Origin of the sequence: Solwaraspora sp. WMMA2056 (genome assembly GCF_030345095.1) — a bacterium.
Classification (GTDB): domain Bacteria; phylum Actinomycetota; class Actinomycetes; order Mycobacteriales; family Micromonosporaceae; genus Micromonospora_E.
On record NZ_CP128360.1, the window covers coordinates 2,086,402 to 2,112,801 of the forward strand.

22 protein-coding genes are annotated in these 26,400 nt (G+C 71.2%); 7 read left to right on the plus strand and 15 right to left on the minus strand.

Annotation, left to right across the window (positions count from 1 at the left end):
- Window positions 1-36: 36 nt before the first annotated feature.
- From O7608_RS09635 to O7608_RS09665, 7 genes are read right to left on the minus strand one after another with little or no spacing between them, the layout of a single operon-like run.
- Window positions 37-774, minus strand: coding sequence for an SDR family NAD(P)-dependent oxidoreductase (locus O7608_RS09635; RefSeq protein WP_289209604.1), 738 nt, complete (start codon window positions 772-774; stop codon window positions 37-39).
- Window positions 774-2,000, minus strand: a complete 1,227-nt coding sequence (locus O7608_RS09640; protein WP_289209605.1) for an acetyl-CoA C-acetyltransferase — start codon at window positions 1,998-2,000, stop codon at window positions 774-776. Before O7608_RS09640 ends, O7608_RS09635 begins: the two co-directional genes overlap by 1 nt.
- A complete protein-coding gene (locus O7608_RS09645; protein ID WP_289209606.1) occupies window positions 2,000-3,064 on the minus strand; it encodes an ABC transporter permease in 1,065 nt (354 codons plus the stop codon). The genes O7608_RS09640 and O7608_RS09645 overlap by 1 nt, the downstream gene beginning before the upstream one ends.
- Entirely contained in the window at window positions 3,061-3,387 is a 327-nt protein-coding gene (locus O7608_RS09650; protein ID WP_289209607.1) for an ABC transporter permease, read from the minus strand. The genes O7608_RS09645 and O7608_RS09650 overlap by 4 nt, the downstream gene beginning before the upstream one ends.
- Window positions 3,384-4,082, minus strand: a complete 699-nt coding sequence (locus O7608_RS09655; protein WP_289209608.1) for an ABC transporter permease — start codon at window positions 4,080-4,082, stop codon at window positions 3,384-3,386. Before O7608_RS09655 ends, O7608_RS09650 begins: the two co-directional genes overlap by 4 nt.
- Window positions 4,079-5,620 (minus strand): sugar ABC transporter ATP-binding protein, encoded by a 1,542-nt coding sequence (locus tag O7608_RS09660; protein WP_289209609.1) that lies wholly within the window; start codon window positions 5,618-5,620, stop codon window positions 4,079-4,081. Before O7608_RS09660 ends, O7608_RS09655 begins: the two co-directional genes overlap by 4 nt.
- Window positions 5,605-6,618, minus strand: coding sequence for a sugar ABC transporter substrate-binding protein (locus tag O7608_RS09665; protein WP_289209610.1), 1,014 nt, complete (start codon window positions 6,616-6,618; stop codon window positions 5,605-5,607). The genes O7608_RS09660 and O7608_RS09665 overlap by 16 nt, the downstream gene beginning before the upstream one ends.
- A gap of 268 nt (window positions 6,619-6,886) precedes the next feature.
- Here O7608_RS09665 and O7608_RS09670 point away from each other — a divergent pair, with 268 nt between their 5' ends.
- The 3 genes from O7608_RS09670 to O7608_RS09680 all read left to right on the plus strand — a co-directional run bounded on the left by O7608_RS09670 (window position 6,887) and on the right by O7608_RS09680 (window position 9,876).
- Entirely contained in the window at window positions 6,887-7,564 is a 678-nt protein-coding gene (locus tag O7608_RS09670) for a TetR/AcrR family transcriptional regulator (protein ID WP_289209611.1), read from the plus strand.
- A 46-nt stretch (window positions 7,565-7,610) separates the two neighbouring features.
- Window positions 7,611-9,269, plus strand: a complete 1,659-nt coding sequence (locus O7608_RS09675; RefSeq protein ID WP_289209612.1) for a long-chain fatty acid--CoA ligase — start codon at window positions 7,611-7,613, stop codon at window positions 9,267-9,269.
- Window positions 9,270-9,333: 64 nt separating this feature from the next.
- Complete coding sequence (locus O7608_RS09680; protein ID WP_289209613.1) at window positions 9,334-9,876, plus strand: Pycsar system effector family protein; 543 nt, start codon at window positions 9,334-9,336, stop codon at window positions 9,874-9,876.
- Here O7608_RS09680 and O7608_RS09685 read toward each other — a convergent pair.
- The 4 genes from O7608_RS09685 to O7608_RS09700 are packed head-to-tail and all read right to left on the minus strand — an operon-like array spanning window position 9,857 to window position 16,120.
- Window positions 9,857-11,923, minus strand: a complete 2,067-nt coding sequence (locus O7608_RS09685; protein WP_289209614.1) for an Hsp70 family protein — start codon at window positions 11,921-11,923, stop codon at window positions 9,857-9,859. The genes O7608_RS09680 and O7608_RS09685 overlap by 20 nt on opposite strands.
- Window positions 11,923-13,821 carry a dynamin family protein gene (locus O7608_RS09690; protein WP_289209615.1) on the minus strand — a complete coding sequence of 633 codons (1,899 nt, stop codon included), beginning with the start codon at window positions 13,819-13,821 and terminating at the stop codon, window positions 11,923-11,925. Before O7608_RS09690 ends, O7608_RS09685 begins: the two co-directional genes overlap by 1 nt.
- A gap of 14 nt (window positions 13,822-13,835) precedes the next feature.
- Entirely contained in the window at window positions 13,836-14,420 is a 585-nt protein-coding gene (locus O7608_RS09695) for a hypothetical protein (protein ID WP_289209616.1), read from the minus strand.
- Window positions 14,405-16,120, minus strand: coding sequence for a dynamin family protein (locus O7608_RS09700; protein WP_289209617.1), 1,716 nt, complete (start codon window positions 16,118-16,120; stop codon window positions 14,405-14,407). The genes O7608_RS09695 and O7608_RS09700 overlap by 16 nt, the downstream gene beginning before the upstream one ends.
- 246 nt (window positions 16,121-16,366) lie before the next feature.
- On the opposite strand from O7608_RS09700, the gene O7608_RS09705 reads away from it, so the two are divergent.
- The 3 genes from O7608_RS09705 to O7608_RS09715 are packed head-to-tail and all read left to right on the plus strand — an operon-like array spanning window position 16,367 to window position 18,106.
- Window positions 16,367-16,636, plus strand: coding sequence for a cyclic nucleotide-binding domain-containing protein (locus O7608_RS09705; protein WP_289209618.1), 270 nt, complete (start codon window positions 16,367-16,369; stop codon window positions 16,634-16,636).
- Window positions 16,626-17,111, plus strand: a complete 486-nt coding sequence (locus O7608_RS09710; RefSeq protein ID WP_289209619.1) for a Crp/Fnr family transcriptional regulator — start codon at window positions 16,626-16,628, stop codon at window positions 17,109-17,111. Before O7608_RS09705 ends, O7608_RS09710 begins: the two co-directional genes overlap by 11 nt.
- A complete protein-coding gene (locus O7608_RS09715; protein WP_289209620.1) occupies window positions 17,108-18,106 on the plus strand; it encodes a hypothetical protein in 999 nt (332 codons plus the stop codon). The genes O7608_RS09710 and O7608_RS09715 overlap by 4 nt, the downstream gene beginning before the upstream one ends.
- Window positions 18,107-18,283: 177 nt before the next feature.
- On the opposite strand, the gene O7608_RS09720 is transcribed toward O7608_RS09715, so the two are convergent.
- From O7608_RS09720 to O7608_RS09735, 4 genes are all read right to left on the minus strand, one after another.
- On the minus strand, window positions 18,284-18,766 hold the full coding sequence (locus O7608_RS09720) for a hypothetical protein (RefSeq protein ID WP_289209621.1): 483 nt from the start codon (window positions 18,764-18,766) through the stop codon (window positions 18,284-18,286).
- A gap of 109 nt (window positions 18,767-18,875) precedes the next feature.
- Window positions 18,876-19,604, minus strand: a complete 729-nt coding sequence (locus O7608_RS09725) for a winged helix-turn-helix domain-containing protein (protein WP_421361457.1) — start codon at window positions 19,602-19,604, stop codon at window positions 18,876-18,878.
- 65 nt (window positions 19,605-19,669) lie between these two features.
- Window positions 19,670-20,053, minus strand: a complete 384-nt coding sequence (locus tag O7608_RS09730; RefSeq protein WP_289209623.1) for a DUF1622 domain-containing protein — start codon at window positions 20,051-20,053, stop codon at window positions 19,670-19,672.
- A 101-nt stretch (window positions 20,054-20,154) separates the two neighbouring features.
- Window positions 20,155-23,589, minus strand: a complete 3,435-nt coding sequence (locus tag O7608_RS09735) for a helicase-related protein (RefSeq protein ID WP_289209624.1) — start codon at window positions 23,587-23,589, stop codon at window positions 20,155-20,157.
- Window positions 23,590-24,008: 419 nt separating this feature from the next.
- On the opposite strand from O7608_RS09735, the gene O7608_RS09740 reads away from it, so the two are divergent.
- Window positions 24,009-26,399 (plus strand): DEAD/DEAH box helicase, encoded by a 2,391-nt coding sequence (locus O7608_RS09740; RefSeq protein ID WP_289209625.1) that lies wholly within the window; start codon window positions 24,009-24,011, stop codon window positions 26,397-26,399.
- Window position 26,400 lies beyond the last annotated feature (1 nt).

Below are 26,400 nucleotides of genomic sequence, written 5' to 3' on the forward strand. Positions count from 1 at the left end.
CTTTCGTCCTCCTTCGAGAGGTGCGGGTCGTGTTGACTACAACGACAGGCCGCCGTCGACCGGCAGGACGACCCCGGTGACGTAGGCGGCCTCGTCGGAGGCGAGGAACGCGACGGCGGCCGCCATCTCGGACGCGTCACCGAACCGGCCCATCGGAATGTCCGCGGTGAGCTGGGCCAGCTTCGCCGCCGGGATGGCGGAGATCATCCGGGTCTGCGCGTTCGGCGAGATCGCGTTGACCGTGATGCCGAACCGGGCCAGCTCCTTCGCGGTGGTCCTGGTGAAGCCGATGATCCCCGCCTTGGCCATCGCGTAGTTCGACTGGCCGGGGTTGCCGCGCAGGCCGGTGTAGGAGGTGACGTTGATGATGCGTCCGCCGCCCTGCCGGCGCAGGTGCGGCACGACGGCCCGGGTGAACCGGAACGTGCCGCCGGCGTGCACCGCCATCACCGATTCGTACGCCTCGTCGGTGAGCTTCCAGACCACGCCGTCGCGCAGGATCCCGGCGTTGTTGACCAGGACGTCGATCCGGCCGCTCTCGGCGACCACCCGCTGCACCACGTCGGTGACCTGCCCGGTGTCGGCGACGTCGGCGGCGACACCGACGGCGCCGATCTGATCGGCCGCCGCCTTCACCGTCTCCGCTTCGAGGTCGACGAGGTACACCGTCGCCCCGGCGTCACGGAAGTGGCGGCCGATGGCGAGACCGACGCCCCGGGCCGCGCCGGTGACGACGACCGTACGGCCGGTGAAGTCGAAGGTCAGGTTGCCCATCAGCGGAGCCTCTCCAGGATCATGGCCATGCCCTGCCCGCCGCCGACGCACATGGTTGCCAGGCCGATCGTGCCGTCGACGGCCCGCAGCCCGTTGATCAGCGTGGTGGTGATCCGGGCACCGGTCATCCCGTACGGGTGGCCGAGCGCGATCGCCCCGCCGTGGACGTTGAGCCGGTCGCCGAACGGATCGACGCCGAGGTCCCGGGCGGACGGAATCACCTGGGCGGCGAACGCCTCGTTGAGTTCGACCAGGTCGACGTCGTCGATGGTCATGCCGGCGCGCCGCAGGGCCTGCCGGGACGCGTCGACCGGGCCGAGCCCCATGATCTCCGGCGACAGGGCGGTGACGCCGGTGGCCACGATCCGGGCCAGCGGGGTGACGCCCAGGTCGCGGGCCCGGGTGTCGGACATGACGACCAGGGCCGCCGCGCCGTCGTTGAGCGGGCAGCAGTTGCCGGCGGTGACCAGGCCGTTGGGGCGGAACACCGGCGTCAGCTGCGCCACGGCCTCGTAGCTGACACCACGTCGGGGACCGTCGTCGGTGTCGACCACCGAGCCGTCCGGCAGTGACACCGGGGTGATCTCCCGGGTGTAGAAGCCGCTGTCGAGCGCCTGTTCGGCGAGATTGTGCGACCGTACGCCGAACCGGTCCATCTCCTCCCGGGTGACGCCCCGGGCCCGGGCCAGGTTCTCGGCTGTCTGCCCCATGGCGATGTAGACGTCGGGGAGCGCGCCGTCGGTGCGCGGGTCCTGCCACTGGACGGCACCGGATTCGGCCGCGTCGCGGGTGCGCTGCTCCGCCTGGGCGAACCTCGGGTTGTGGGTGTCCGGCCACGAGTCGGAGGTGCCGCGGTCGTGTCGGGAGACCGTCTCCACGCCGGCCGACACGAACACGTCACCTTCGCCGGCCCGGATCGCGTGCAACGCCATCCGGGTCGTCTGCAGCGACGACGAGCAGTACCGGGTGATCGTGGTGCCGGGGACGCCGTCGAGCCCGAGCAGTACGGCCACCACCCGGGCCATGTTGTCGCCCTGCTCGCCGCCGGGCAGTCCGCAGCCGAGCATCAGGTCGCCGATCTCGGCCGGATCCAACGCCGGCACCTGGTCGAGCGCGGCCCGGACCAGTTGCGCGGTCAGGTCGTCGGGGCGCATTCCCGCGAGCGACCCCTTACGGGCCCGCCCGATCGGTGAGCGGGCCGCCGCGACGATCACGGCTTCGGGCATCAGGACTCCTCAGGTGGTGTCGGCTGTGGGGAGGCTGGGATACCAGCTGCCGTCGGGCGGTGGCGTGCCGCGCGCAAGCTGTCGACGGCGCGGTGCAGTCCAGGGCTCTCGATGGCGACGATCACGGCGAGCAGCGCCGCGTACAGCAGGTGGGTGGAGTAGCTGGGTAGTGCGGCGGCGGTCACGATCTGGGCGAGCAGGGCCACCGACAGCGCCCCGGCGAGCAGCCCGGCGGCGCTGCCCCGGCCGCCGGCCAGCGACACTCCGCCGAGCAACGCGGCGACCGCGGCCAGGATCAGCGGTTGCAGGCCCGGGTCCGGGTTGGCCGAGGCGTAGCTGTAGCTGAGCAGTGCGCCGCCGAGCGCGGCGAACGCGCCGGAGAGGGTGAAGACCCCGACGAGATGCCGGTCGACCCGTACCCCGGCGACCCGGCTGGCCCGGCGGTCGCCGCCGACCGCGCGCAGCTCGCGCCCCAGCCGGGTGGTCCCCAGCACCAGGGCGACCAGCCCGAACGCGGCCAGGGTCAGCAGGCTGCGCGGCGAGAAGATCCCGGCGATCTGCTGGTCGACCCAGACCGTGGCGGCGCTGTCGGGGTACGTCACGCTCAGCCCGCCGGAGAGTACGTTGGTCAGCCCGAGCAGCCCGATGTACGTGGCGAGGGTGACCGGCATGGACGGGATCCGCAGGCCGGCGATCAGTCCACCCTGTACGGCGCCGACGGTGGCACCGGCGGCGACGGCGGCCGCCACCCCGGTCACCGGCGAGGTCGCGCCGGTCGTCACCGCGACCATTCCGCCGAGCGCGTACGTGCCGACCACCGACAGGTCGAACTCGCCGGCGATCATCGTGATGCCGATGGCCAGGGCGAGCAGGCCCAGCTGGGCGAAGCCCTGCAGCGCGTTGTAGCCGTCGAACAGCTCCACCGGCCGGCCGCTGATCAGCGGCGTACCGGCGAACGCCACCGCGACGACGGCGAGCGACACCACCGGCATCGCCCGCTGCGGCCGGCTCCACGCGGCGCGGTCCGTCAGCCACCGCGGCCGGCTCCACCCGGCGCGGTTCATCGCGTGCTCCGGGTGGTGCGCAGGTGGACGAGGACGACGACGGCGAGCACGAGGAGACCTTTCGCGAGGATCTGCATGCCGGTGGAGAATCCGCGCAGCAGCAGGACGTCGGAGATGACGGCGATGAGTACGGCACCGCCGAGGGTCTGCCAGGCCGAACCGCGCCCGCCGGCGATGGCGGTGCCCCCGACGAGGACCGCGGCGATGGCGTCGAGGGTCAGGGTGCCGCCGAGGGTCACCGTCGCCGAGGTGGTGAACGACGCGAGGAAGACGCCGGTCAGCGCGGTGCAGCCGCCGAGGAACGCCCAGGCGAGCACGGTCACCCGGCCGACCGGCCGACCGGCAGGCCGGCGGCGCGGGCGGCGGCGCGGTTCTCGCCGACCAGGTACATCTGCCGGCCGGCGGTGGTCCGCCGCAGCGTCCAGTGGGCCGCGACCGTCACGGCGAGCAGCACGTAGGTGGCCAGCGGCAGTCCCAGGTAGGTGGCGTTGAGCGCGTCGAACGCGGTGGTCCGGGGGTAGACCGGGGTGCCGCCGCTGAACCAGGTGGCGACGCCGCCGCCGATCGCGAACCCGGCGGCGATGGTCAGCACGATCGGGTTGGCGTCCCAGTAGCCGACGACGGCGCCCTGCGCGGCGGTGAGCGCGATGCCGCAGCCGACCGCTACGGCCACCCCGACCGGCAGACCCAGGTGCTGACTGGCCAGAAAGGTCATCGCGGCGACGGTGGCGGTCTGCGCGGTGGCCAGCGACACCGCCGACCCGACGATCATGACCAGGGTGGCGCCGATGGCGGTGATGCCGACGAAGGTGGCCGAGGCGAGGATGGCGCGGGCGTTGTCGACGGTGAGGAACCGGTCGGTCGTCACGGCCAGGGCGATCAGCGGCAGCAGGGCCACGACGGGCGCGACGCGGCTCAGCACGGGCGGCAGCCGCCGGGCCTGCAGCACCGCAGCCCCGGCCCGGTCGCCGCCGATGGTGCCGGCCCGGTCGCCGCCGCCGGCCGAGTGGTCCGTCATGTCGCCTCCGCCTGGTGGGTCATCTCGCGCATCAGGGCCGCGCCGTCGACGTCACCGGTGTGTCGCCGTACGATCCGCCCGTCGCGCATCGTGACGATTTCGTCGCCGAGCTCCAGCAGCTCCTCCAGCTCGGTGGAGGCGAAGACGACGATCAGCCCGCTGTCGGCGGCCTGCCGCAGCAGCTGGTGGATCGCGGCCCGGCCGCCGATGTCGACTCCCCGGGTGGGTTCGTCCAGCAGCAGTGCCCGCACGTCGTCGCGGCCGAGGCAGCGGCCGATGAAGACCTTCTGCTGGTTGCCGCCGCTGAGCGCGCCGACGCGGTCGCCCAGCCGGGCGGCGGGCAGGCCGGACTGACGGGCCAGGTCCCGGACCGCGTCGGCTTCGCGGCCCGACCGCAGCACGCCGTACCGGGCCAGGCGCGGCAGTCGGGTCGCCACCAGGTTCGCGGCGACGGACGTGCCCAGGAACAGACCTTCCGACTTGCGGTCGTTGGAGACGAAGGCGATGCCGGTGCGCGCGGTCGCGACCGGATCGCGGTACGGCACCCGCCGGCCGCCCAGCTCGACGGTTCCGGTCGCGGTGGGGTGCAGCCCGGCGAGCGCCCGCAGGACGTCGGAGGCGCCGCTGCCGAGCTGCCCGGCGAGCGCGTAGACGCGCCCGGGGCGGGCGGTGAGGGTGAAGTCGTCGAGCCGTCCGGGCACCCGGAGGCGCTCGATCCGCAGCGCGGGTCCGGGGTCGCCGTCGGGTCGGGGCGCGGCGGCCAGCCGGTGCGGCGTCTCACCGAGCATCTGCACGATCAGCTCGTCGACGGTGAGCCGGGCCGCCGGTGTGCTGGCGACGGTACGGCCGTCGCGCAGCACGGTCACCATGTCGCAGAGGTCGAGCACCTCCGACAGCCGGTGCGACACAAAGACGACGGCGCAGCCGGTGGCGGCGACCCGGCGGACCGCGGCGAACACATGGGCACTCTCGGTGTCGCTGAGCGTCGCCGTCGGCTCGTCGAGGATCACCAGTCGGGCCTGCTGGCTCAGCGCGCGGGCGATCTCGACCAGCTGCCGCTCACCGATGCTGAGCGTGGACAGTGGCTGGTCGGGCCGCAGGTGTCCGAGCCCCATCTCGTCGAGCACCTGCCGGCACCGGGCGGTGGCCCGACGGCGCCGGTCGACCAGTGGCGCGCTGATGTCGCCGAGCAGCATGTTCTCGCCGACCGTCAACGCCGGTACGACGCTGAGTTCCTGGTCGACCAGGGCCACCCCGAGGCGCTGGGCGGCCTGGCGGCTGCGCAGCACGACCGGCGTACCGCCGACGTGGATTCGTCCGCTGTCCGGGGTCAGCTGTCCGGAGAGCATCTTCACGACGGTGCTCTTGCCGGCGCCGTTGTGGCCGCACAGGGCGTGGATCTCGCCGGCGGCGACGGTGAAGGAGACGTCCCGTACGGCCGGCACACCGTGGAAGGCCCGGGCCAGGCCCTCGACGCGTACCTGCGTACGGTCGAGGGCTCGGTCGCCGCCGGCCGGTCCGGTCAGACGTGGCTGCATTGTTCGGCGAACTCGTCGAGGTTGGCCGCGGTGATTCGGTGTTCCTCGACGATCTCGGTCTGCGGCGGGTTCTCGCCGGTCAGGAAGCGCAGCGCGTAGTCGGCGGTCTGCACGGCGATCGTGCCCGGGTCCTCGGTGGCGGTGCCGTACATGTCGCCGGCCCGGATGGCGTCGATGCCGGCCTTGAAACAGTTGCTGCCGGTGACGATCAGTCCGTCGTCGCCGCCGACCGGGAAGCCGGCCTGCTTGGCGGCCTGAACGATCGGCAGGGCCATGTAGTCGGCCATGCCGTACGCGGCCTGGACGCCGTCGCGGCCGTGTTTGGCCAGCAGTTGCTGGGCGATGGTGCCGGACAGCTGCGGATCCCAGTTGGCGTCCTGTTCGTCGACGACCTGGTACTGCGGCGCGGTCGCCATCACCCGGTTGAAGCCGGTCATCCGGTCCTGGGTGACCAGCATCGACTTGGTGCCGGTGAGCACGATGACGTTGCCGGAGTCGCGGCCCTGGGCCTGCAGACCTTCGATGATGTTCTGGGCGGCGTACTCGCCGAGCTTCTCGTTGTCCGACAGCACCGCCATCACGTCGCCGGCCACCGACGGGTCGGGTGGGCCGTCGAAGGCGAGCACCGGGACGCCGGCGGCCCTGGCCCGTTGGATCGGGACGACCATCGCCTGCGTGTCGAGGATCGCCACGGCGATCAGGTCCGGCTTCTGGGCGACGGCCTGGTTGAAGTTCTGGACCTGCGTACCGGGGTCCATCGTCGTCAGGTCGGTGATCTCGACGCCGGTCGGGGCCAGCTCCTCGGCGAAGACGTCGTTGAAGTAGGCGCCCCATGGGTTGACGTCGCCGTAGCCGACGAGGGCGATGGTCCGGCCCTGCAACGGGGCGTCGGCGGAGGCGGGGCTGTCGGTGTCGCCGCCGCCGCAGGCGGTGGCGAGCAGGGTCAGGCCGAGCGCGCCGGCGGTGAGGCCGACGCGGGGTGATCTGGTGCGGAACATGCGGCTCTCCCTCGAGGGGTCGGAGTGTGCGAAGGGGTGTCGCCGCCACCAGGCGCGTCGACGGCGGTACGCGATGGGCCGTGGGCGGCGTACGCGGCGGGCCGGCGGATCCGGTGCGGCCTGGTGACCAGGGGTGGAATCGGGCGCTGCGGTTTCGGTGACGTTTCGGAGTTGCTCACCTCGTGACTAAGCGCATAGTCATCCAGTAGGCTGGCCCGTGTCAAGGCTCACAGCGGGCCGGCGACGAGAAGGGGACGATGATCGCCTGATGGCCAGACGGCAGGCCCGGTTCACCGCACAGGACCTGGCAGAAGACCCACGACTGCGCGACGACTCGCCCGAGCTGTGGCGCACGGAGCTCGGCGAGGTGCCCCGCGGACTGCTCACCTCGGCGGTGCGCTGCTTCGCCTCGAACGGCTTCCACGCGACCACCACCCGCGACATCGCCGAAGGCGTCGGGCTCAGCCCGGCCGCGCTCTACGTCCACTTCCCGTCGAAGGAACTGGTCCTGTTCGAGATCATCCGGACCGGCCACGAACGGGTCCTGGCGGCCGTACGCGACCCGGCGGTGCTCGCCGTCGAGGCGGCACCCGACCGGCTGCGGGCCATCATGGCCCGCTACACCGCCTGGCACGCCCGGCACCACGTCGCCGCCCGGGTCAGCCAGTACGAGCTCGCCGGTCTCACCGCCGAGCACTACGCCGAGGTGCTGGAGTTGCGGCACGAGACCAACGAGTTCTTCCGCGACGCCGTCGCGCGCGGCGTCGCCGACGGCTCGTTCGCGCCGGTCGACGTCAAACGGATCACCCGGGCCATGCTCTCGCTGAGCATCGACCTGGTCCGGTGGTACCGGCTCGAAGGCACCGACTCACCTGACCAGCTCGGCGACTACTACGCCGACCTCGCGTTGCGGCTGGTCGGCCACCGCGACACCACGACCGGATAGGCCGGTGGCCGCCCGCCGCGGCCGCCCCGTACCGCCGGAGGATGCCATGCGCGCCCTGATGCAGGACCGGCCCCTCGACATCGCGACGCTGATGCGCCGCGCCGAGAGCACGTTCGGCCACAAACGGGTCGTCACCGCCACCGTCGACGGCGAGACCGTCGCCACCTGGCGGCAGGTGGTCGCCCGCGCCCGGCGCCTCGTCGGGGTGCTGGACCGGCTGCGGGTACCCCGGCGCGCCCGGGTCGGCACGTTCGGCTGGAACTCCCAACGGCACGTCGAGCTCTACCTCGCCGTACCGGCCAGTGGACGGGTGCTGCACACCCTCAACCACCGGCTGTTCGCCGCCGAGCTGACCTGGATCGTTGCCGACGCCGCCGACGACGTGCTGTTCGTCGACCGGTCCCTGATCGGCGTCGTCTGGCCGCTGATCGACCAGCTGCCGACCGTGCGCCACGTCGTGGTGATGGACGACGGTGCCACCACGGAGCTGCCCGACGATCCGAGGATCCACGACTACGAGACGCTGCTGGCCGACGCCGACGCCGACGCCGACGCCGACGCGCTGGCGCCGGACGCGCCGGCGGCGCCGGTCGTCGTCGACGAGAACGACGCCGCCAGCCTCTGCTACACCTCCGGCACCACCGGGCGTCCCAGAGGCGTGCTGTACAGCCACCGGTCGATCGTGCTGCACGCGTTGCTGCTGCTCGGCGCGGACACCTTCGCGATCAGCGAACGCGACGTCGTGCTGCCCGTCGTACCGATGTTCCACGTCAACGCCTGGGGCCTGCCGTACGCGGCGATGCTCGCCGGTGCCGACCTCGTCCTGCCCGGCCCGGCGATGAGCCCGGCGGCGCTCGCCGGCCAACTGTCCCGGCACCGGGTCACCTTCACCGCCGGGGTCCCGGCGATCTGGCAGGGTCTGCTCCCGCACCTCGCCGAGGTCGACCTGCCCGACCTGCGGATGGTCGTCTCCGGTGGCAGCGCGCTGCCCGCACCACTCGCCCAGGCCTGGCACGACCGCACCGGCGTGATGATCACCAGCTCGTGGGGGATGACCGAGGCGAGCCCACTGGTCGCCTGTGGACGACTCGCCACCGTGCACGACGGGCTCGACGAGCCGGCCCGGCGGGCCCTGCTCGCCACCCCCGGCCCGGCCGTACCCCTGACCGAGCTGCGCCTGGTCGACGCCGACGGCAACCCGGTCGACCACGACGGCCGGACCCCCGGTGAGCTGCAGCTCGCCGGCCCCACGATCGCGTCGGGCTACTTCGGCGCCGAGCCGGGCACGTCGTCGTTCACCGCCGACGGCTGGCTGCGCAGCGGCGACCTCGCCACCATCGACGCCCACGGCTACGTGCGGATCGTCGACCGGGTCAAGGACCTGGTCAAGTCCGGCGGTGAGTGGATCTCGTCGGTCCAGCTCGAACACGAGATCCTGACCCATCCCGACGTGGTCGAGGCCGCCGTGATCGGCATCCCCGACGACCGGTGGGGCGAACGCCCGCTCGCCTGCGTGGTCACCGTACCCGGATCCGTTCTGGACGCCGCCGCGCTGCGCGCCCACCTGACCGGCCGGATCGCCTCCTGGTGGATTCCCGACCAGGTCTGGGTGCTGCCCGAGATCCCCCGGGCACCGACCGGCAAGGTCTCCAAAGTGGCCCTTCGGGAGCGGTACGCCGCTCGCGCCCGGACACCGGGATCGTGAACGGTGAGCCCGGACCGCCTCGGATGATGCGGTCCGGCGAGCCGCGCCGTGCTCCCATGAAACCATGTCGATCGAAGACGCCGGACCAGACCACCGCCGCGACGACGACCTCACCCTCAAAGAGGAGCTCGACGTCGCCTGCGCGATCACCGCGTCGTTCCAGGCGAGCATCCAGCACGCCGACACCAAGGGAAGCATGCTCGCCGTCCTGGTGTCCGGCGTCGTCACGTTGCTCGTCACCCAGGCCGGACCGCTGCGCGCCACGCTCGGCGGAGCCGGACCCGCCGCCGTGCTCGTCGTCGTCCTGACCGTGCTGGTGGCCGCGTTGGCGGCGACCGGGCTGCACCTGGCCGCCGCGCTACGCCCCCGGATCACGCCGCCCGGCCCGACCAACCGGTTCGCCTTCCCGGCGATGGCCGGCACCGACCCGCCGCCTGCCGGCGGCACGAGGTCGGGGGACCTGCGGGCCGAGGCCTGGGCGCTCAACCGGCTGCTGGCCGAGATCGCGCTGACCAAGCACCGCCACATCGCCGCCGCGATCCGGGGCACGGTCCTGCTGGTCGTCGCCGGCCTGGCCAGCCTGGTCCTCAGCGCCGGCGCGGGCTGACCTCGCCGGCCTGCGCCGACCTCGTCGTCGACTCGGGCAGTGCGGTGAACAGCACCGTGCCGTCCTGCCCGGCCGAGGCCAGCCGGCCGCCGCCGGGCGAGAACGCCACACCACTGACCCGTCCACCGTGCATGGTGGTGGTCAGCAGCTCCCCGGTGGCCGACCAGATCCGGGCCGTACCGTCGTCGCTGCCGGTCGCCACGAACCTGCCGTCGCGGCTGAACGCGACACTGCGTACCCCGTCGTCGTGGCGCAACTCCTGCAGCAGCGCGCCGGTGTCGACCGACCAGAGCCGGCACCGGCCGTCGTAGCTCGCGGCGGCGAGGCGGCGGCCGGCGGCGTCGAACGCGAGCGCGTTCACCCAGTCGTCGTGCGGCAGCTCCCGGACGGTACGCGCAGTGAGCAGGTCCCAGACCCGGACCAGCCGGTCGGCGCAGCCGGTGGCGAGCAGCCGACCGTCCGGGCTGACCGCGACAGCCCGGACGAAGTGCGGGTGGGGCAGCTCGAACAGTTGGCGTCCGGTGACCGCGTCCGACACCCGGGCGGTACGGTCGTAGCTCGCCGTGACCAGTCGTCGCCCGTCCGGGCTGAACGCGACCGCGCTCACCCAGTCGGCGTGGTCGACGACCACCAGACGTTCCCGGCGGACCGCGTTCCACACCCGGGCGGTGCCGTCGAGGCCACCGCTGGCCATCAGCTCACCGGTGGGGGAGAAGGCCACCGCGGTGACCACCGGTGGGTACGCCGTACCGGCCAGCAGGGGCGGCACGCCACTGCCGGTCGTCCGCCACTCGTGGCCGGCCGAGGCGAGGTCCTGCACCCGCACGTCGGCGACCGAGCCGAGCGCGATCCGGCTGCCTGTCGGGGCGAACGACACGGCGCTGAGCCGCTGCCCGGTGATGAGCCGCTGCGGGATCACCCCGTCGCTGGCCCGGTCGCCGGCCGGCCAGGCGTGGTGGGCCGGCATCCGGGCCAGGGCGACCGCGCCGCGCACCACGGTCAGGTCCGGTCGGTCCAGCCGCAGCACGATCCGGCCGGAGCGGCGGCTCAGCAGCCGACCCACCAGCGGGATCCGGCTGGAGCCGCCGACCGGCACGATCCGGTCGATCTCCGCCCAGCTCAGGCCCATGTCGTTGAGCATGCTCTCGGCGGTGTCGAGCGCACGGGTCAGATAGGGGCCGAGTAACCCGTCCAACGCGTCACGGGTCAGTTCGAACTCCTGTGGAACGTCCAGCTCGGACAGGAACTCGTGGGCCGACGGCGCACCGGAGAGCACGATCTTCATCCGTTCGACGTCCGCGCGCAGCAACTCCCGGCGGCGCAGCAGATCGGCATCGCCGGCCGGACCCCGCAGGAAGGCGGTCGCCTCGGGGAACTCGTCGGCGATGTGCCGCACGATCCGCCGGTCGAACCACCGGCCGCCGACGTCCGACAGGTGCCCGGGCGCGCCGAGCACCTCGAACCGGCGATTCGGCGTCGACCGGGCGACCGTACAGTCGAAGGTGCCGCCGCCCAGGTCGAAGATCAGCGCCGTCATCGGGGCGCCGGTGGTGCCGGCGAAGACCTCGGCCGCCGCGGCGACCGGTTCGAAGACGATCCGTACGGTGTCCGGGTCGAACCCGGCCCGCACGGCGGCCGCCAGCATCCGGTCCCGCCTGCCCTGCTCCCAGGAGGCCGGTACGGTGATCACCACCGTCTCCGGATCCCCGGGGACCTGGTCACGGGCCAGGCCCCGCAGGAAACCGAGCACCTCGGCGGCCAGCTGTTCGGTGGTGAACGCACGGCCGCCGATCATGAACGGGACGTCGCTGCCGACGTCCGCCTTGAACTCGCTGCGGAAATGGCCCGGCCGTGAGCCCTTGGCCCGTTCCGCGGCGGTGCCGACCACGAGGTCGCCGGCGGCGGTCAGGAAGACCGAGGTGGGGACGCTCTCCTGCTGGCCGTACTCGCCCCGGGGATCCCGGCAGACCACGGTGGTGCCGTCGGCCCGGCCGACCGCGATGGCCGACCTGCAGGTGCCGAAGTCGACGCCGTAGACCGGCCCCATCAGTCGACCGGCCGATCGCCGGGCTGGTCGCCGAGGGTGTCGAGCTGCTCCCGCAGGACGTCCTGCTGCTCGATCAGCCGGCCGTAGAGGTCGAGGATCTCCTCCAGCGCGGCGATGCGTGCCGCCCGCTCCTGCTGGTTGTCCCGCAACGCGGCGGTGAGCGACTTCGCCCGATCCTGCAGCATCTCCCGCCGGGTCTGCCGGTGCGCCCGGCGGGCCTGCTCCAGACCCATCGCCAGATCCCGGCCCAGGGCACCGACACTGCGTTCGGCCGCGCGGCGGGCCGAGTCGAGCCGGGGCAGTACGTAGTCGCGCAGCTGGGCCACGGTGTCCCGGCGCTCGGTGAGCGCCTCCTGCCGCTCGTTCTCCTTCTTGCCGGCGAAGAAGCCGCCGATCTTGCCCACCAGCGCGCCGGCGGCGGCACCGAGGGCGGTGCCGACCACCGGGATGAACGAACCGGCGATCGCGCCGATCGCCGCGCCGGCGCCGCCGCCGATGACGACACCGCTGAACCGGGTACGCAGCCGGCTGAACGCGCTCCGCTCGGTCAGGGTCCGGATCGTCAACTCGTCGGTGGCCCCACGCGGACCACCGGGCAGGTCGTCGGCGGTAGCCGTGAACGCGTTGCCGAGCCCGTACTCCAGCGCGACCACGACGGCGGCGGCCCGCAGCTCGCGCCCGGCCTGGTCGGCGATGTCGACGGTCTGGCTGATGGTCTGCTTCGCCAACTTGGCGGGTTCGTCGGGCGGCGTCGGCCGGTTGGTGGCATCCCGGAACGCGTCACCGAGGGCGTCGAAGTCGTCGGCCAGCCGCTCCAGCACCGGCCGGGTCTCCCGGTCGAACCGGTTGGCGAGCTCGGCCGCCTCGGTCGGCAGCGTCTTGTCGAGGTCCGCCAGCTCCTTTTTGATCTCATCGAGTTGACCGCTGATCCCGGTCGCGGACGACTCGGCGCGCAGCGCGGCGATCTGGTCCGCCAGCGGTTGCCGCAGCGTCTCGACCAGCTCCAGCCAGGTGTCGAGGACCGCTGCGACCCGGGCCCGCCCGCAGGTCTCCGCCAGGCCGTCCCACAGTTGCCGCTCCAGCAGCGGGAACCCCGACTCGGTGAGCAGCTCCGGATCGTCGTCGTCGCCGGCGTCGTGCTTGCGTGGCGCGGCGACGCCCACCACGGTCAGCTCGTCCACCGGCCGGCCCGCCAGTGTGGCGATCTTCTGGGCGGTCTCGGCGATCGCCTGCGCCGGGTCGACCACCATGTCGATGAAGGTGACCGCGGTGATCACCGTCGGGCAGACCTCGATGGCGTCGGCGAGGAAGTCGAGCTCGTTCGTGCTCAGCCCTTCCTGCGCCGAGGCCACGAAGATCAGTGCGTCGGCGGAGAGGATCTCGGCCCGGGTGACCACGCCGTGGGCCGGGTTCATGCTGCCGATCCCGGGGGTGTCCACCAGGATCAGACCCTGCTTGAGCTCCTCCAGCGGCAGGCCGACCTCGATCCGGATCACGTTCTTCTCGTTGAACGGATTGCCCTGCTCGGTGGCGTAGTCACCGATCCGGTCCACCGCGATCTCGACCGGGTCCGGTACGTCGTCCGGCCGCTCCATGGTCGAACCGAAGTGCACCCGGACCAGTTCGGTGGCCGAGTAGGACAACTCGATCACCACGGAGGTGGCGATCTGGACGTCGACCGGGAACAGGCCGGCGCGGTCGACCAGCGCGTTGAGCAGGGTGGACTTGCCCCGCTTGAACTCGCCACACACCACGACCCGGTACCGCTCCGCAGCGAGCCGGTGCCACGCCTGCTGGGCGGCCTCGTGCAGCGGCGCCGGCGCGCTGCGTTCGGTGAGATCGACGACGGTACGGAACTCCGACAGCACTTTATGGCGCAGGACGGACAACTGGTTCACCGGGCCTCCTCGGCTCAGGTCGACGATGCGACAGCATCAGGACAGGTGGTGACGATCTGTTGGGTACGCAGCAGCGCGCCACGCCACTGGTAGCCCACCCGTACCGTCTCGGTGATCTCCTCGGCGGTGACCGGGCCCGACCGGCTCGCCACCACCTCGTGCCGGTCGAGGTCGACCGGCCCGGTGGTGTCGGCGATCGCGATGAGGCCGGCCGCTTCCAGTACGGCCGGTAGCTGCCGGTCGAGCCAGCGCAGCACGGCGACGGCCTGCCCCGGATCGACCGGCGTCGCCCGGCTGGTGAGATCGGCCAGCCGGTCGGCGATCCGGATGAGCTGCCACAACGTGTCCGGGACCTCCTCGACCACGGTCGGTTCCACCGGCATGTCCACCGGCGAAGGTGCCGCCGGCGGCGCGGCGCCGATCGCCTGCAGCGAAGGTGTCGCCGGCGCGGTGCCGATCGCCTGCGGCGCGGTGCCGATCGCCTGCAGTACGGCGGACAGGTCGTCGACCTTGCGTTCGATCCGCAGCAGGTCCCGACGGACCGACCGGGGTCGCCACCGTGGTCTGCCCGCCCACCAGCGGGTCACGGTCGTGCGCATGAGGGGGCCTCCAAATCGTCGGACTCCGAGGGGGTGTCACCGGTCGTCGCCTCGGCCTCGATCCGCTCGAACGAGCGCATCAACTGCCGGGCCACCGCCACCTCGGCGGCGTCGCGCATCGGGTCCTGCAACTGCCCGGCCCACCACCCGATGGCGGCGCGGGCGGCCTGCGCGATCTGTGCGGCGCTCGCGTCGGCCGCCAGCCCGACCCGGGACGCCGCGTCGGGCCCGTGCTCGCCGGTGACCTGCAGCAGCGTGGCGACCTCCGACTCGTCGAGCCCGAGTTCGCCGGTGTAGTGGCGGCGCAGGGTCCGCAGCTCCGCGAGACCGGGCAGCGCGTCGTGCAGCATCTCGAGCCGGGCGGCGACGTGGTCGACCTCCGGCGCCACCGGCACGCCGGCGCGTTGCGCGGCCAGGCGCAGCGCGAAGACCTCGGCGCGGGCCCGCTGCAGCACCCCGTCGACCTTGAGCAGCGTCGAACGGTTGCCGAAGTGCCGGATCACCAGGCTGCGCAGCCGAGGAATCCCACTGTGGTCGAGCAGCCGCTGCCGTACCTGCGCCGGGTCGAGCCCGTCGTCGAGGTAGCGGCAGGCCAGCGCGGTGCCCCAGGCGCCGATCCGGACGACGAGGGCACGGCGCTGTGCGACCGGCAGCCGTACGCCGGGCAGCTGCTCCTTCGTCGCGAACCGTGCCGGATCCCGCAGCCGGCGGATGGCGGTCGCCGCGCCGCCGGCCCGCACCAGGTCGGCGAGCCACTCGAACTCGTGCTCGCCCAGCTGGGTCGCGCCCGCGGCGACGAGCCCGGCGATCGGCAGGACCGTGTAGAAGGTCCGGGCGGCCGGCGCCCAGTCGAGCAACCGGCGGGCCAGCTGGTCACCGACGGCCAGCGGATCGTGATCGAGGGGGTCGGCGTCGCGGGCCGCCGTCCGGTCCGGCCAGTACTGGTCGCAGCGGCTGAGGACACCGAACGCCTTCAGCGGCGTCAACGAGGTGCCGGCGGTGCCGATGAACTGCGACAACGCCGCATGGTCGCTCTGATGCAGAGCCCGGCTGAACAGGTACAGCACCGCGTCGGCCTGGTCGAGCTCGGCGGCACTGTCGTGGTGCACGGCCGCCGCGTCCCGGCCACTGGCGGCGAGCGCCTGTTCCAGGGCGTACCGTTCGGAACCGTCGGCGATGTCACCGATGCCGAGAATGTCACGGGTGTTCGCCGCGTCCGTCACGTGCACACTGCCCAGCCCAGGCGTGTCCACCAGATGGAAACTGTGCAGCAACGAGTTGGGGATGCCGAACTCGACCTTTCGGATCAGTCGCAGGTGGTCCGCGCGACTGGAATCACGGGTGGTCAGTTCGTGGAACTGTTCCGGCGCGAATCCGACAGATTCCGTTCCATCCTTGTAGTGCACGACGATCTGCGGCGTGTCGGCGTACCGGAACTCGCTGACCGTGAAGGTCAGCTCGGCCCGCCCCGTCGCGCTGACCTCCTCACCGAGCAGCGCGTTGACCAATGTCGACTTTCCCCGTTTGATCTGCCCGACCACCGCCAGCCGCATGGGCTCGCCCAGTCGGGCACCGCCGCCACGCAGCATCCGCACCAGCGGGGCGAGCTGTTCACCACCGCGCGCCGCGACGTCCGCACAGGACGCCAGGACGTCGCCGACGTCGACGCCCGCTCCGCCCCGGACCTCCACGATGATCACCGTCCTGCGCGACGAGGGCAGCGGCGACGACCGCTGCCGGGATTGGTGGCGATGATGCTAGGGACGCGGCCAGCCGCGCTTCCCATCACCGGATGGGAAGTGGTGAGCCGATTAGTGCGCCAATTGATACGAAGAGCGACCGCCGTCGACCACAAGGAGCGATGTCCCACTACTATGGAAGCGGTTACCGTCCTCATCGACAGCGGCACGATCCCGTGGCCGGCCGCCGCGACTGTGGGGCGTTCGATGAATCATCCGCACCGACCCGTCGCGGTGGGAGCCACCATGTGGCGGGCCGGCACCCTGCTCCACTCACTTGCCGAAACCGACCGGGAGGCGCTCGCCAGCCTCGGCACCGAGCGGCGGTTCGCCGCCGGGGCGGCCCTGATGCTCGACGGCGACACCACCACCGATGCCTTCCTGGTGCTGGCCGGCTGTGTGAAGGTGCTGGGCGGGACCGCCGACGGACGCACCGTACTGCTGACGCTGCGCGGTGCCGGGGGACATGGTCGGTGAGCTCGCCGCGATGAACGGCACCCCTCGGGCGGCGTCGGTGTTCACCGCGACGAGCGTCCGGGCGCGGGTGATCTCCGCCCGGTCGCTGCGGACCTTCATCGCCGAACATCCGCAGGCCGCCACCGCGATCCACGCCTCGGTAGCGGAGAAGTTCCGGCGGGCGACCCGGCACCGGGTCGACTTCACCACCGCGTCCACCCTGGTCCGTCTCGCGCTGGCGCTGGAGAACCTGGCCGACGTCTACGGCCGCGGCCACCCGTGCGGGATCCGGATCGAGGTGCCGCTGAGCCAGCCGGAGCTCGCCTCGCTCGTCGGCGTCTCCGACCCGAGCCTGCAACGGGCCTTCCGCACCCTGCGCCAACGCGGCGTGATCAGGACCGAGTACCGGCGGCAGATCGTGTGCCGCCCCGACCTGCTGCGGCGGCTGGTCGCCACCGGCACGCTGCCGCCAGCGGAAGGAGACGACCTGCCGTGACCCGACCGCAGACCCCGTACCGGTTGAGCATGTTCGTCGACGTCGAGGGCTACAGCAAGCGTTCCGTCCCCGGCCAGCTGGACGTGCAGGACCGGCTGCTGCGGGTGGTCCAGTTCGCCTGCGAACGGGCCAGGATCCGACGGCTGGACCGGGACAACGTGCAGGACCACGGCGACGGGCAGTTGGCGGTCCTGCCCGAGGACACCGATCTCGGGCAGGTCCTCCCGAGGCTGATCCTCGGGCTGCGACACGGGCTGTACGAGGCGAACGCCGAGCCCGGCGCGGCCGGCCGGATCCGGCTACGGGCCGCGTTCGCCGGTGGCAGCACCGGACGTGGTGCCACCGGCTTCGTCGGACAGGCGGTGATCCTCGCCGGTGACCTGGTCGGCTCGCAGGTCTTCAAGGACGTGTTCGCCGCGCCCCGCAACGCCGCCGCCGACCTGATCGTGATCGTCGACGACTTCCTCTACCGCGACGTCATCACGAGTCACCGCTACGACGGGGTGCCGGCGGACGCGTTCGACGCACAGCCGGTCGTCGCGCGCGCCAACGGTGCCGGCGAACCGCCGTCGAAGGTGCAGGTCTGGTACCACCTGCCGGCGTCCGGCCCCGCCCCGGACCGACGGGCGGCCCGGACCGTCTGGCGCGGGGTCCGCGCGCCGCTGACGCTGGTCGGGCTCAGCAAGGTCGCGACCCGGGTACGCGAGAAGCTCGGCGTCGGCTCGGGCGGTCTTCCGGTCGACGCCGTCGGCGACGCCCTGGACTGGCTGCGCGACGACCAGCACGATCTCGGCGACCTGGTCGCGCTCGGTGCCGCGATCGACCTGTCGGCGCTCGGGCACGGCGACGACGACCGCGACGACCGGACCGACGAGATGACCCCTGGCCCCGCCCCGGACCCGGCCGCCGGTCGCAGTCGCCCCTTCAGCGGCGGGTACCACGACGGGTTCGCCGGCCCGACCTACGACGATTCGGACGACTCCACCGGCCCCTGAGCGGGCCGACGAGGTCAGGGCTGGCCGACGAGGTCGGGCTGGCCGCCGGTGCGACCGACCGCACGCCGAAGGGGTGCCGGCGCGCAGAGCGCCGGCACCCTTTCACGACTGGTACGCCGTACGGTCAGGTGGTCGATGTGGACGGATCGACGGACTGCCCGACCGTGGCGGGACGGATCAGGTGCAGGTGATGGCGACCGTCGGGGTGGTGACGCTGTCGAAGATGTCGGCCGCGCCGCCGTCGAAGTTGGCGTAGGCGTAGCCCATGGCGTGGTAGTTGCCCGGCACGCAGGTCACCATGTTCAGCTTGTAGGCGTAACTCCGGTTGGTGTACTGGACCCGGGCGCTGCCCAGGAAGGTGCCGTCGCGGTAGAGGGCGACACTCCCGCCGACGCCGGCGATCGTCTGGTTGCAGCTGACCTCGACCAGCGAGTAGACGGAGCTGGTGTAGATCTGCACCGGAGTGGTGATCCGGGTGGAGCATTCGATGGCCGCGGCCTTCGCGGCGGTGGCCGGTGCGGCCGAGGCGGGTGCGATCCCCGCGACGACGACGGCGGCAGCAGCGGCGAGGGTCGCGAAGACCCGGGCGATGGTGCGGCGGTGGGTGCGCAGTGGCATGAGGTTCCTTCCGGCGGTGGTCAGTGGTGCGAACATGTCCACGACCGACATCCTGATCAACCCGACTGAAGCTGGACTGGATCTTGACTGGATGCGTTCGGATGGACAGGGCTGCACCGCACCGGCCGGACCTCGACCGTCGTACCTGCCGTCAGGCCCGCAGGGCCGCCAGGTCGTCGACCATGACCTGCGGGTCCGCCCGGGGTGCCAGCACGAGCTTGTAGCCGACCTGTCGGACGGTGCCGATCATCGACTCGTACTCGCTGCCGAGCTTCGCCCTCAGCCGCCGGACGTGCACGTCGACGGTGCGGTGGCCGCCGAAGTAGTCGAACCCCCACACCTCCCGCAGCAACTGGTCGCGGGTGAAGACCCGCCCTGGGTGCTGGGCGAGGAACTTCAACAGCTCGAACTCCTTGAAGGTCAGGTCGAGCGGCCGGCCCTTGAGTTTCACCGCGTACATGTCGGGGTCGATCGCCAGATCGCCGCAGGTGACCATCGTCCCGGTCGCGCCGGCGGCCGCCGCCCGTCGGGTGACCAGCAGCCGCAGCCGGGTCTCCACCTCGGCCGGGCCGGCGGTGGCCAGGACGAGATCGTCGAGCCCCCACTCGGCCGAGACCGCGATCAGCCCGGCCTCCTCCACCACGGCCAGCAGCGGCACCCGCAGCCCGGTGGTGCGCAGCATCCGGCAGGCCGCGCGGGCCTCGGCCAGCAGATGCCGGGCGTCGACCAGCACCACGTCGGGGTCCGGCCCGGAGATCAGGGCGGCCATGTCGTGACCGGCGACCCGGACGGAATGCGGCAGCAGGTCGAGCGCCGGCAACGCCCGGCGGGCCGGGTCGGTGTGCGGCCGGGTCGTCAGTACGAGAATCTCCACGGAAATGCCACCCTCCAGCCGGCGCGGTGATCCAGCCGCAACCAGCTTTCCGTACGAGTGTTTCCGTTCCGCTACGTGTTGGTGCCGTCGCGGGTCGCGCTGGCGCCGGCGGCGGCCGGCTTGCCCCACGGCCACCGCCCGTCGAGCTCCACCTCGAGGGAGAAACTGAGAAAAGTTCGCACCGCGACGATCAACGCGAGTACGCCGACACTGGTGAAGGTGGGGGAGATGGCGACGGTCCGGATGATGTCCCCGGCGACCAGGAACTCCAGGCCGAGCAGGATCGCCCGGCCGATGTCCTGCCGGTACCGGCGGTACGTCGCGCGGGTGTCCTGACCCCGGAACACGCCCTTGAGGTAGATCACGGTGCCGACGGTCAGCCCGACCAGGATGATCAGTACGCCGGCGGCGTCGATGGCCTTACCGATCGACAGGACCACCGTCTCGAAGTCCATCGGTGCGTTTCCCATCGGGCCGGCCCGACGCGCGGGCGCGTCCTTACATCACCACTCCACCGCACTCTAGGACATATGTGTCTTTCGTGCAGTTCAACCCGTTAGTACGGAGCGACGCCGGCGGCCCAGGACTTCGGCCAACTGACGCGTAGTCCGGTGGCCGGGAGGTCGCCGAACTCCACACCGGCGAACGGGTCGGCGACGTAGCGTACCCGGTCGTGTTCCGGGCCCGCCGCGCTGACGAGGACCATGGCGAGCCGGTAGTCAGGGGCGGCGTTGCGGCCGGTGACGATCTCGTTGTGGGTGACGTGGAAGTCGTCGGCACCCTCGATGCGGGCCTTCACCTCGATCCGGATGGACGAGCCCCCGTCGGCGGTGAGCGAGAGGATATCGTAGCCGGGGTTGGCGTACGGCTGTTCCTGTGGCACTCGGCCGAGGGCTCGTTCAGCGGCGAGGACCAGCTCGACGCCGCGTCGTTCGACCGCGTGGGTCTCCCGGGCGTGGATCGGAGCGTCCGCCGGTATCGCGTCGCCGACCATCGCGAGTGGCAGGACGAGGGCGGCCGTCATGATCTGCGGCGGCTTGATGATCGATTCGACCTGACGATCCAGCAGCGCGAGCCGTTCCGTACGACGTACCTGCAGCTCCTTGGCCTTGCGGAGCAGGCTGTCGGCGCTTTCTCTTGGTTTGACGCCGGACCGTTCCTTCGCCTGCGCGTCGGCTGCTTCCCGGTGTAGCCGGGCAGCTTCGTACGTCAGTCGCTGGTCGACCCGTTCCCGGGTCCGTTCGATCTCGGCGCGCCGTCGGTCGGCAACCTCGGTGAGGTAGCCGGCGAGCTGATGCTTGCTGATCCAGGCGCGGGCTTCGGACTCTGCGGTGGCGAGCCACCGCAGCTTCCGGGCATTCTCCACTGCGGGTGTCGGTGGTGCCGGTGCGCAGTCGAGATACGGCGCCGGCCCGGCCGGGGCGACTCGGCCGCTGGCGTCGACGTACGCGTAACTGAACCGCCGGGCGACCATCTCTCCGGTACCGTCGACGACCTCCTCGCTCACCCCGACCAGCACGGCCGGCTCCTCGACCTGCGGAGACACCAGGACGGTGCCCCGTTCGAGAACACCCCGCAGTTGCTGGAGGACGCGGTCGGCGACGGCGTCGTGCAGCGGATGCCGGGGTGCCAGCAGGTCGGCCCGGGGCCGGCCGTCGACGTCGATCAGGTCGAGAGCGAAGGTGACCCGTTCATAGCGCGACGAGACCGGTCCCCAACGGCTTGCGGCCTGGACGGCCGGCGGGACATGGCTGATCTCGTATCGGCCACGTTCCCGTCGGGCGAGTCGGCCGCCGAGATACCCGAAGGCACGGCGGAAGGCCCACTCGATGTAGTGCGGTTGCAGCCGGCGGGCCCGAGCTTCCTCCATCTGCCTGCGCACCCGGGCCAGGTCGGCGTCGGACATGGCGTCGTGGGTCAGCGCCCGGTCCTCCAGCAGTTCCTTGAGACCGTGGGCAACCTTGTCGTCGATCACCTTCTCCATCCGGGCCCGGGTTTCCGGGCGGTCACCGTAACGGATGGCCTCGATGAGCAGGTCGCGCAGTGGCGTTTCGTCGAAAGCCGATCCGAGAACGTCGAAGACCTTGCCCCCGTAGGCTTTCCGTTGCTCCTCGACCTTCCACAGCAGCCGGGTGAAAACTTCCCCTTCGCGGGTGTTGGCGGCTACCAGGTTCCACAGCCGGCACACCTCGGTCTGCCCGATCCGGTGCACCCGACCGAACCGTTGCTCGATACGGTTCGGGTTCCACGGCAGGTCGTAGTTGACGACCAGATGGGCCGCCTGCAGGTTGAGGCCCTCACCCGCCGCGTCGGTGGCAAGCAGCACCTGACACGTGGGGCTCTTGGTGAATTCCTCGGTGACCGCGCGTCGATCGGCGCGTCCGACACCGCCGTGGATCGCGCGGACCGCGTCGGTCCGGCCGAAGAGCGAGGAGATCTTGCGGGACAGGTAGTCCAGGGTGTCGCGGTGTTCGGTGAAGATGATCAGCTTGCGGGGGCGGTCTGCTCCGGGACGGAGCAACTCGTTGTCCTGGAATATGCGGCGCAGCTCGACCCACTTGCGGTCGGTGTCCAGGTCGCGGACGTGCTGGGAGACCTTGATCAGACCGGCCAGCTCGGCGAGTTCGGCGTCGAACTCTGCGATCGTGGCGGCCGTGGTGGCCGCATCGAGCAGCTCCTCCTCGATGTGTTCCATCTCGGCGGCGCTGTACTCGTCACCGTCCCAGTCGCCCCCGTCCACCGAGCGGAGCGAGTCGTGGGCAGGTCGGCCGCCGAGCAGGTCGTCCCGGCGCCGCCGCAGCCGATTGGCACGGCGCAGCAGAGACTGGTGGATCGCCTCCGGGCTGGAGGCGAGGCGGCGCTGAAGAACGGTGAGTGCGAATCCGACAGTGTGCCGGCGCTTGTCGTGCACACCCAGCCGGTCGGCCCGGTTCATACCCTCCCGTACATAGGTGGTGACCCGCTCGTACAGATCGCGTTCGTCCGGCGACAGATCGTAGGGCACCGTCTGGGCGATACGTTCGGGAAAGAGTGGCCTGCCGTCGAAAGTTAGTAAGTCCTCTTTGACCATTCGCCGCATCAGCCCGCTGGTGCTCGGATCGTCCACGCCGGCCTTGAACTTTCCTTCGAATCCGTCGCGTTCGAGCAGAGTGAGGAAGAGCTGAAAGTCCGCCTCCACGCCGGCATGCGGCGTGGCGGTCATCAGCAGCAGGTGCCGGGTCCGGTCGCGTAGCCGCTCGCCGAGCTGGAACCGCCGCGTCTTGTCGACCTTGCCGCCGTAGTAGCGGGCACCCATCCGGTGCGCCTCGTCGACGACCACCAGGTCGAAGTGGGCGTCGTCGAGCTGTGCCGACAGGACCGGGTTGCGAGCGAGTTGATCCATCCGAGCGATCAACAGCGGGCGCTGGGCGAAGACAGTGGTGCCGTACGCCGCCTCGGCCAGATCCGGGGCGAGCAGCTCGAAGCGGAGGCCGAACTTGAAGAACAGCTCGTCCTGCCACTGCTCGACGAGGCCGCCGGGTGCCACGATCAGGCAGCTCTTCACGTCGTCGCGGAGAAGCAGCTCCTTGATGTAGAGGCCCGCCATGATGGTCTTGCCGGCACCAGGGTCGTCGGCGAGCAGGAAACGTAGCGGGGTGCGGTCGAGCATTTCGCCGTACACGGCGCGAATCTGATGCGGCAGCGGCTGGACGTCACTGGTGGCCACGGCCAGCATCGGGTCGAACAGCCCAGCCAGCGAGATCCGTTGGACCTCGGCGACGAGCCGAAAGTCGTCGCCGTCGGCGTCGAATGGTCGGCTCCCCGCGTCCGATCGACGCAGCTTTGCCTCGTCGGCGCGGAACAGCATCCGTTGATCCAGCTTGCCGGCAGCGAGCCGGTAGGTCAGCTCCACAGCGTCGGCGCCCTGCGGCTGCGCGTAGATGACCTCTACGGTCTCGCCCGGAACGACACCGGTCACCCGCAGCCCGGACACCAGATCTTCCAGACGCACCAGCGGCCTCCACTCCAGACGGTGCCGCGCGACGCGGTACCGGGGACCGAGGGTACTGAAAGAGGCAGAACTGCAAAAGACGTTGCTGTGCCTGGTGGATCCGGTGGACTACCATCGCGCTCTGCGGCCCCTCGACCCTGATGGTGATCATGGATAGAACTGATCGGGAACAGATCCGCCGTTGGATTTCGGACTTCCACAACTGGGGCCGATCAGCAACGGAGTCCGTAAGCTGGCACCGGGCTGTCCGGGAAGCCGCCGACAGCGACGAGCGTTCGCTGTTGTCGCGCAGGGTAACGGTCCGCAGGTCCGGACAGACTGCCTGGTGGGTCCTCCCGCTCGGCGGGAGTGACACCGACGTGGTGCGCCGGCTCTGGGATCGAGCGCTACTTCCAGTTCCCGACGCTACCGATCGCGCCATGCTGCAGCTGCTGACCGTCGGCGTCCCGCGCGCGATCGCCGACGTCACGCCGATGCTCGGCCTGAGACGCATCTTTGCTGGAGCAGCAGTCAAGCAGCGGGCGGCACAGGCTCACGATCTTCTGCGCCGGCAGCATGCCGAACTGCTCGCCAACCAGGGGCCTGACCGGTTGGACCTGCTCAGCTGGCCGACCGGGGAGATCGACCCGCACCGGCTCGGGCTCGATGCGCTGCTCGACCCGGCACTGCAGTTCAAGCCCTTCATCCAGTGGGTTGGCAAGAAGCCGGAACTGGTCGACAGCTCCGCGCTGGTCGGCCTCCGTGAGGCGCTGGACACCATCGACAAGGTGGTCGCGAGCGAGTCGACCTTCCGATCGGCAGCAAAGGAAGCCGGCCAGAAGATCAGGCACGCCGAAGTAACACGGATCCTGCGAGAGATGCCCGCCGAGAAGCTCCGCGACGCCACCCGCGAGCGGCTGAGGCTGGGCACCCTCGCCGCAGCGAGGATCACCACAGTGCAGAACGTGCTGGACAACGCCGGGCGGCTGCATCGACTGCCCGGCATCGGTGAAACGACCGTCCGGCACATCCGTGCGGCTGCCGAGACGCTGCGCCGGACCACCTTCGACGAGATGCCCGTGCGGATCGACATCAAGAAGCGCCGGCCGGAGACGACGGAGCTGTTACGGCGGCTGGCTGACTGGGACGCCTGCCGGCAGACGCGGGGTGCCGCCGCCGACCTTGAGCGGGCGAGTGAACTCGCTCCGCTGCGGCCACTCCTGCACCCGGGCGTCACCCATCTGCTCGTGGCTCCGACCCGTGGGTTGGACGCGGCCGGGCTCCGCGAAAGCATCCAGGTCGTCAAACGCCGGGCCGAGCTGCTCGGCATGTCGTCGACGCCGGGCCGGTCAGCGACGGCTGGACGGGACCCGTGGGCGGACTTCCTTGCCCGACCAGCCGACTACTTCGCGATGCTCGCCGAGTTGGGTTTCCTCACCGAGGACGAGAAGGCGACGCACGGGCACCTGCCGGAGGAGATCATCCAGGCGGTTCGCGACCAGTCCCTCAGCGGCGAGCACCTGACCGCATCGCTGCGCGGATATCAGAGCTTCGCCGCCCGCTTCGCGCTGGTCCAGCGCAAGGTGATCATCGGCGACGAGATGGGACTCGGTAAGACCGTCGAGGCGCTTGCCGTCCTTGCCCATCTACGCAGCCGGGGCGCACACCATTTCGTGGTTGTCTGCCCCGCTGCGGTGGTGACCAACTGGATGCGCGAGGTGGCCGGTAAGTCGAAGCTGCGCCCGCACCGGCTGCACGGGCCGGAGCGGACCCGGGCGGCACGAGCGTGGCAGCGTGACGGTGGCGTAGCGGTGACCACCTACGAGAGCCTGGCGTGGTGGGAGACAAGTCTCCGGAATGTCCCGGAGCTGGGATGTGTCGTGGTCGACGAGGCACACCTGATCAAGAACCCGCAGGCCAAGCGGACGATCCGGACCCGGAAACTGATCGCCGGCACGGACCGGGCGGTCCTGCTCACCGGTACTCCGCTGGAAAACCGGGTGGAGGAGTTCCGCAACCTCGCCTCCTACGTACGACCCGAGCTCGTGGTGAACGCCAGCGACCTGGCACCGCGGACCTTCCGTCGGCAGATCGCCCCGGCCTATCTGCGGCGCAACCAGGAGGACGTACTCACCGAACTCCCGGAGCTGGTCGAGGTCGAAGAGTGGCTTCCGCTGTCCGCCGCCGATTCAGCTCGCTACCGGGCAGCGGTCCGGGACGGCAACTTCATGCAGATGCGACAGGCGGCGATGCTGGAGGGATCGCGGTCGACCAAGCTGCAACGTCTGGTCGAGATCGTCGCGGAGGCAGCGGAGAACGAACGCCGGGTCATCGTCTTCTCCTACTTCCTGGACGTGCTGAAGCTGGTCGCCGACTCCCTGCCGGGCCCGGTATTCGGCCCGCTCAGCGGGTCGGTGTCGCCGGCGCGACGACAGGAGATGGTGGACCAGTTCGCGGCGGCCCGGCACGGTGCCGTGCTCGTCGCCCAGATCACCGCTGGCGGCGTCGGGCTCAACATCCAGTCCGCGTCGGTGGTGGTGATCTGCGAACCGCAGCTCAAGCCGACCGCCGAGGCGCAGGCCATCGCCCGAGCACACCGGATGGGCCAGGTCCAGTCGGTGCAGGTGCACCGGCTGCTGGCCGAGGGCAGCGTCGATCAGCGGCTCACCGAGATGCTGGCGGGTAAGCGACGGGTCTTCGACGACTTCGCCAGGGTCAGCGACATGGCGGCGGCCACCCCCGACGCGGTGGACCTCTCCGAAGGCGACCTGGTGCGCGAGGTCATCGCAGCCGAACGCCAACGTCTCTTCGCCACCAGCGCCGAGTCGTGAT